General features: G+C 34.7%; 7 protein-coding genes. 5 read left to right on the top strand and 2 right to left on the bottom strand.

Features of this window, described 5'->3' with window-relative positions; genetic code table 11:
- Window positions 1–118: 118 nt before the first annotated feature.
- The 5 genes from Q428_RS13010 to Q428_RS12990 all read left to right on the top strand — a co-directional run bounded on the left by Q428_RS13010 (window position 119) and on the right by Q428_RS12990 (window position 5,251).
- Window positions 119–1,216, top strand: a complete 1,098-nt coding sequence (locus Q428_RS13010) for a BMP family lipoprotein (RefSeq protein WP_035381619.1) — start codon at window positions 119–121, stop codon at window positions 1,214–1,216.
- An 82-nt stretch (window positions 1,217–1,298) separates the two neighbouring features.
- Window positions 1,299–2,822: an ABC transporter ATP-binding protein gene (locus tag Q428_RS13005; protein WP_035381617.1), complete on the top strand. Its 1,524-nt coding sequence runs from the start codon at window positions 1,299–1,301 to the stop codon at window positions 2,820–2,822.
- Window positions 2,815–3,876 (top strand): ABC transporter permease, encoded by a 1,062-nt coding sequence (locus Q428_RS13000; protein ID WP_035381615.1) that lies wholly within the window; start codon window positions 2,815–2,817, stop codon window positions 3,874–3,876. Before Q428_RS13005 ends, Q428_RS13000 begins: the two co-directional genes overlap by 8 nt.
- Window positions 3,876–4,826: an ABC transporter permease gene (locus tag Q428_RS12995; protein WP_035381613.1), complete on the top strand. Its 951-nt coding sequence runs from the start codon at window positions 3,876–3,878 to the stop codon at window positions 4,824–4,826. The genes Q428_RS13000 and Q428_RS12995 overlap by 1 nt, the downstream gene beginning before the upstream one ends.
- A 215-nt stretch (window positions 4,827–5,041) precedes the next feature.
- Window positions 5,042–5,251, top strand: a complete 210-nt coding sequence (locus Q428_RS12990) for a hypothetical protein (protein WP_035381611.1) — start codon at window positions 5,042–5,044, stop codon at window positions 5,249–5,251.
- A gap of 125 nt (window positions 5,252–5,376) precedes the next feature.
- Here Q428_RS12990 and thiS read toward each other — a convergent pair whose 3' ends face one another.
- Window positions 5,377–5,574 carry a sulfur carrier protein ThiS gene (thiS, locus tag Q428_RS12985; RefSeq protein WP_035381609.1) on the bottom strand — a complete coding sequence of 66 codons (198 nt, stop codon included), beginning with the start codon at window positions 5,572–5,574 and terminating at the stop codon, window positions 5,377–5,379.
- A gap of 15 nt (window positions 5,575–5,589) precedes the next feature.
- Window positions 5,590–7,743: an aldehyde ferredoxin oxidoreductase family protein gene (locus tag Q428_RS12980; RefSeq protein ID WP_084478376.1), complete on the bottom strand. Its 2,154-nt coding sequence runs from the start codon at window positions 7,741–7,743 to the stop codon at window positions 5,590–5,592.
- Window positions 7,744–7,768: the final 25 nt, after the last annotated feature.

The raw sequence follows: 7,768 nt of genomic DNA, 5'->3' as shown, positions 1-7,768 counted from the left end.
GTAATTTTTCTGCTAATGGAAACAATAAAAAATATAGTGAAATGTATGAATAATATGATATAATATCTTTTGCAAAACATTTATGTTCTGCAAAAATTATGAAGGGGGTCGAAAAAAAATGAGCAAGAAGATTTTATCCACAGTTCTTGCTATCACAGTTCTGGTTCTTTCATTTGCAACCGGCTGTACAAACAAACAATCCACTCCGTCAACTCAGGAAAAGACTAAGGTGGGTATGGTAACAGATTCAGGTACTATCGATGACAAGTCCTTCAATCAAGGAACTTGGGAAGGTATCAAAAAGTATGCTGCTGATAAGGGCACTATCGAAGAAAAATATCTACAACCATCAGGAGAACAAGAAACTGACTACATCAATGCTATTAACGACCTTGTAGATTCAGGATATAAAATAGTAGTAACTCCTGGATTCAAATTTGAAACTGCTATTAATAAAGCAGCAGATGCACACAAAGATTCAACTTTTATTTTAATTGACGGTATGCCACACGAAGAAGGAAAATTTGATTTCGTAAAACACGACAACGTAGTTAGTGTTTTCTTTACAGAACACGAAGCTGGATTCCTTGCTGGAGTTGCTTCAGCTTTATCAACAAAGACTAACAAATTAGGCTTCGTTGGTGGAATGAAGATTCCTCCAGTTGAAAAATTTGGTATTGGATTTAAAGCTGGTGTACTTTATGCAAACAAAACATTTGGAACAAAGGCTGAAATTGTTGACTACATATACCAAGGTACATTTGACGATGTTGCTGCAGGACAAACTTTAGCAGCTGGTATGTACAATAAAGGTGTAGACATTATATTCCACGCAGCTGGTGGAGTTGGTGCTGGTGTATTCAACGAAGCTAAACAAAGAGCTGAAAAAGGCCAAAAGGTTTGGGTTGTTGGTGTTGACGTAGATCAATATGAAACTGGAAAGATTTCAAACGGATCTTCAGTAACATTAACATCAGCAATGAAGAGAATAGACGTTGCTGCTTATGATTACATTGATGCTAAATTAAATGGCAACTTCCCTGGCGGACAAATAATTACTCTTTCATTAGCTGAAAACGGTGTAGGATTACCTGAAAATAATCCAAATCTTTCTGCTGATACTATAACAAAGGTAGAACAGGCTAAGAAAGACGTTTTAGACAAGAAGATTACAGTTCCAACATCAGAAGATGAATTAGCTAAATTCATGAAGTAACTTTACAGAAAGGAAAACAGCTGAAATAACTGTCTGTTTTCCTTTTTTAAAAAATATATTATCTTACCATGGAGGAGTAGACATGGAATATATTATAGAAATGATCAATATTAGAAAAGAATTTCCTGGCATCGTTGCTAATGACAACATAACACTTCAAGTTAAACCTGGAGAGATCCATGCACTGCTTGGTGAAAATGGTGCAGGTAAATCTACATTAATGTCAGTGTTATTTGGACTTTATCAACCTGAAGCAGGTACAATTAAAGTTAGGGGTAAAGAAGTTAAGATAACAAACCCTAACATTGCAAATGATTTAGGTATAGGAATGGTTCATCAGCATTTTAAACTTGTTCACAATTTTACTGTAACTGAAAACATAATACTAGGGATGGAAAGGGTTAAAAATGGAAAACTAGATATTGATTCTGCAGCTAAAAGAATTGAAGAACTATCAAAACGCTACAAACTAACTGTAAATCCACATGCAAAAATAGAGGATATTTCAGTTGGAATGCAGCAAAGAGTAGAAATTTTGAAAATGCTTTATCGTGACGCAGAAATACTAATATTTGACGAACCTACTGCGGTTCTTACTCCGCAAGAAATAGAAGAATTAATGCACATAATGAAAAATATGGCCGCAGAAGGCAAAACAATAATTATAATTACTCATAAACTTAAAGAGATAAAGGCTGTAGCTGACCGTTGTACAGTAATTCGTAAAGGTAAGTCTATCGCCACAGTGGATGTGAAAGAAACCTCAGAGGAAAAAATGGCTGAACTAATGGTTGGAAGACAAGTTAGTTTCAAAGTTGATAAAAAACCTGCGAATCCTGGCAAAGAAGTATTGAGAATAGAAAACTTAAACGTTAAGGATAATAGGGGCATAAAAGCAGTTAAGGATGTAAATTTAGCTGTTAGGTCAGGTGAAATATTAGGTGTAGCAGGTGTTGATGGTAATGGTCAGACAGAATTAATTGAAGCCATTACAGGATTAAGAAATATCGAATCAGGAAAGATATTTATTAACGATATTGAAATAAGCAATCTGCCTGTAAGAAAAAGAAGTGAAGCAGGATTAGGCCATATCCCTGAGGATAGACATAAACATGGACTAGTATTGGATTTTAGTTTAGAAGATAATATGATACTTGAAACCTATTATAAAGAGCCTTTTTCAAGCAAAGGTATATTAAATAGAGAAAAAATTCGTTCTTATGCTGAGGATTTAATAAAGCAGTTCGATGTCCGCTCTGGTCAAGGAGCTACTACATTAACAAGAAGTATGTCTGGAGGAAATCAACAAAAGGCAATTATTGCTAGAGAAGTAGACAGATCTCCAGAAGTATTGGTTGTTGCTCAACCTACCCGTGGACTCGATGTAGGTGCTATTGAATATATTCATAAAAGAATTGTACAAGAGAGAGATAAAGGAAAAACTATCTTATTGTTCTCCCTTGAACTAGACGAAGTACTTAACTTATCAGATCGAATTGCGGTAATGTATGAAGGAGAAATTGTAGGCATTGTTAATGCTTCCGAAACAAATGAGAACGAACTAGGTCTCATGATGGCAGGAGGAGGAAGAGATTCACATGAATAAAAAGAAAATAATTATACCGTTACTTGCTGTACTTCTTGGTTTTATAACAGGAGCTATTGTAATGATACTCACTGGACATAACCCAATTGAAGCTTATTCAGCACTACTAAAAGGGGCAGGTCTCTTTGGTGATGTTAAACGTTTTGGTGATACATTGCTTAATATGACAACATTAATCCTTACGGGATTATCTGTTGCCTTTGCTTTTAGAACAGGTCTGTTTAATATAGGAGCTGCAGGTCAAATGCTGATGGGTGGTTTTGTTGCAGTTTTGATTGGAGTTAAGTTTAACCTTCCTCCATTTATTCATGTAACAATTGCAACTATTACAGCAGTTCTAGCTGGAGCTGCCTGGGGATATATACCTGGACTTTTAAAAGCCAAGTTTAGAATACATGAAGTAGTAAGTACTATTATGATGAATTATATCGCTATGTGGAGTGTATACTATCTAGTTCCAAAGTATATACCTGGAAGTTTTAGTACAGAGTCAAAAGCAATTAACACTTCTGCATCATTAAGAACAGAGTGGTTAACTAATTTATTCAAAGGCTCTTATGTAAATTTAGGATTATTTTTAGCATTAATTGCAGTATTATTAATCTGGTGGATATTGGAGAAAACCACCTTTGGTTACGAGTTAAAGGCTGTAGGTTTTAACCTTCATGCTTCACAGTATGCAGGTATGAAGGTTAATCGTAATATGATTTTATCAATGATGATATCTGGTGCTTTAGCCGGACTGGCAGGAGCCACATACTATATTGGATATGCCAATAATATAAAGATTGGTGTTCTTCCATCTCAAGGATATGACGGTATAGCTGTTGCCTTGCTTGGATTAAATAGTCCATTTGGAGTTGCTCTTACAGCTTTATTGTTCGGTTTTATGAATGCTGGTAGATTATTTATGCAATCATCTACATCAGTACCAAATGAACTAGTACCAATTATCATTGCAATTATCATCTTTTTTGCAGCCACAAGCCTTATGTTGGAAACATGGCTTAAAAAATCAGAGAAATTTTTCAAGAAAAGTGAAGGTGGTAAATAATGTGGGATATAATCACTAATATCGTTCCACTTGCCCTTGCATATACTGCACCTTTATTGATTATAGCATTAGGGGGCTTGTATAGTGAACGAAGCGGAGTTGTAAATATTGGTCTTGAAGGACTTATGGGAATTGGTGCATTCACATCAGCTCTGGTAATTTCAAAAACTGCTGGTAATTTAGGTCATACAGCAGTTTATGTTGGGCTGTTAGCTGCTGCTTTAGCTGGTGGAATATTCTCTGTTCTACATGCCTTTGCAAGTGTAACTATGCGTTCTGATCAAGTAGTAAGTGGTACTGCCATAAATATATTATCAGCTGCCTTAACGGTATATTTAGCTAGAAGCTTAACAGGTAGTGCAAACATTCAAATTGTATCAGGATTTATAAAGAGAGATGTTCCTGTGCTCTCTAAAATACCTGTAATAGGACCTTTATTTTTTAGAGAAGCCTATATAACAACACTTATAGTATTTCTAATTGTGGTATTTAGCTGGTTTATTCTTTATTATCGTCCATTCGGACTAAGACTCAGAGCCTGTGGTGAAAACCCTCAAGCAGCTGATTCTTTGGGAATAAACGTCTTAAAAATGAGATATATAGGAGTTATTATTTCAGGTGTTCTAGCTGGCCTAGGTGGAGGTATAGTTATAACAACTTACTCTGGAGAGTTCTCTCCATTGGTTTACAGTGGTCTAGGTTTCTTAGCTTTAGCAGCACTTATATTTGGAAAATGGAATCCATGGGGAGTTGTAGGAGCTTCTCTATTCTTCGGATTAGCAAAAACTGTTGCTGATATGTCAAAGCTCTTCGAAGGACTAAAGGGAATGCCTAACATTATATTTAATACTTTCCCTTATGTTGTTACCCTTGTAGCTTTAGTATTGTTCTCAAAAAATGCTGCAGGTCCAAAGGCAGCTGGGGAACCATATGATCCAGGAAAACGTTAATTGCATTTAAACACACATAAAAATGGCTGGTGCACTAACAACTTAAAAATGCTAGTGCACCAGCTCTTTTTTTCTAAAAAATTTAATACAATATTAATTATATTTCATATCAAATTGGACACAATTCAAATAAAGTGATATTTCAAAAAATTGTTCATATATTTATTATATATTTTATATTTACTTCTTCTGACTAATTCTGTGGAGGTGATTAAATGACCTTTTCACTTAAAAGTTGTCCTTTTTCAGAAGAGAATGAGTGCAAAACTTCCTGTAAACTTTGGAGTAAAATAAAAAAAGATTGCATATTAAAACTAGTTTTAGAAAAGGAACTATCCCTTGATACATATAATACTGAGCACTCAATACCTTTGGAAAATAAGTCTACATGGAATGATAGTGATTTAATTGATGGAAGCTACTGACATAACTAATATAGCTAAATTAAAACTAAAATACTTGTAAAATTTTTAGAAGCTCATGCTACTTAAAGTTATAAAGCAAAAGCAGCAGAGCTTCTAATTTTTTATATATCAGATTAATTAATCATTTATCCTCCAGCTAAAAGATGTATTATCTTTACATCATCTCCATCATTAATTGATGTAGTTTCGTATTCTTCAGGAGGGATAAATTCATCATTTACCATTACAATTATCTTTGGGTAAAGGAATTTATTTATTTCAAGTATTTCTTTAACAGTTAAACTGCCATTCCACTGAAACTCTCTTCCGTTTAACTTTATCATTTTTTCCTCCATTTATTATAAATGTTTTTTAACGACCTCTATTAATTCTGGTAAATCCATACCAATCTCTTTAAGTTTCTCTATTGTAGGAACTCCGTCCATTGTCCAGCCTCTTCGTTTGTATACAGCATCTGTAAGTTTTTCATATTGTTCCTGTCTATAAGCCCTTAAAACCTTTATTTTCTCCTCGGTAGTCTTGCCTTCAATATTATAATCAACTATCTCTTTAAGCTGTTTATCATACCTATCCTTGCGCGATTCATATTCTTCAACGGTTACAGGTCCCTGAGATCTATAGGGAACCCTATCATGTATTCTCTTTCCATAACCCATTCTAATATTAAAAATTCTTTGGAAATTATATACCCTTTCTGACTGTATTATAAGTTCTTCTTTATCAATATTCATCCCTGTAACCGCATTGAAAATATCAACATAATTTTGAACGTGCTCTGGGATTTTTGCAGGTTCTGCAGCTGTTCTATTACTCAATGGCACTATGTCATTCCATGGTAGTTTGCATAGTCCATTAAGTCCAAACCATGTTCTGAACATTGGAAAATAATGAAGGGCTTCTGCCTTATCCTCAAATGTTGGTATTTGATTGTTGACCATATCCATAAATATAAGCCAGGCTTCATCATGCTGTGGTCCTTTATTTGTTAATCCATACCCTCCCTGCTGAGCTAAGGATTCCTTGGGTAAATACTCTGAAAACTCTAATCCTTTTTGTTCCATACCAATATCATTTAGAAAACTCTCATCTGCTCCATATTCTTCAACCAGCCATTTTTTTATTCTTCTGATTCCAAGTCCAGCTATCCTTCCAAAACCTTCTCCCCTAGCCATTTGATGCAGAAGTTCCATAGCTGCTTTACTGTTTCCAAATTTAAGCTCAAGTCCCCCTGTCATCTCACTTGTCAAAATACCATTTTCATAACATTCCATTAAAAATGCTGTTATTGTAGCAAAGGAAATTGTATCTACACCATAAGTATCACAGTAGAAATTACACTCTAATATATAATCTGGATCAAATATTCCGCAATTTGCTCCGACTCCGGCTGCAGTTTCGTACTCAGGGCCATCAACTGTTACCTTATGTCCTTTATAAGGTCCTGTTTTTAACTCAAAATTATCAACTGCCTTGGCACATGATAAGCTGCAACCATACCAACATCCATCAGGCACATTTTGAGTTATTCTATCCATGAATACCTTTGATTGTATTTTATATGTGTCCTTATGTCCTCCAAATTTATAATTATGTGTTGGAAGTAAATCATAAGCATCCATTATTTCAATTATATTAGCGGTACCTATTTTTCTCATTTTATTCTGTTTATCATCTAGGTCATGAATCTCTTTGTGCAGTTTGATTCCTGTTCTATTAATTGTTTCTTGATCAGCTGGATTATTTAAATTTCCTTTTACCCCTGCGTATCTCACAACTAAAGCCTTAATTCTTTTATCTCTGAATACTGTTCCTATTCCTCCTCTACCAGCCTGTTTTAATCTAGCAGTTTTTCTTCTGACATCGTAGAAAGTAAAGTTCAGCATACCTATTAAAGTATGGTCAGCAGCACTTCCTGCTGATACTACCGAAATATTTCTCTTATCTTCTTCATTTTCTGCAAACATCTCTGTAAGTTGTTCTCCTAACACATGACTGTCAACTGCTTCATATGGAGCCTCTTCAATTCTAACAATACCCTTGTTCCCATCTATAAAAACTATCACATCATTTTGAGCCTTACCCTGTATTTCTATTGCATCAAAGCCTGAAAACTTAAGTAGCGGGCCAAAGTATCCACCAACATTACTATCCATTGGCATTCCTGTTAAAGGCGATAATGTTACTACTAAAGATTTACCAGAGCCAGGATATTGAGTTATGCCACCTAATGGGCCTGAAGAAATAATTATTTCATTTTCAGGATCATTCCATTTAGTTTTTTCATTAACTGCATTCCAAAGATACCATAATCCAAAGCCCTTACCTCCAATGAACTTTTCTTTCATAAGTTTAGTTACAGGTTTTTCATAGATATTGTTATCACCTACATTAACGTAGAGGGTTCTATTGTTGTATCCCTTATCAACTTTCCCCAGGTTATATCTGTATTCAGCAACTACCTTATGCTTATCTCTCATTTCTTTAATATTCATTTTCACACCTCCTTATTTTTTATGG

The organism is Fervidicella metallireducens AeB, from assembly GCF_000601455.1.
In the GTDB taxonomy this organism is placed as follows: domain Bacteria; phylum Bacillota; class Clostridia; order Clostridiales; family Caloramatoraceae; genus Fervidicella; species Fervidicella metallireducens.
This window is presented reverse-complemented; position numbering and strand designations above follow the sequence as displayed.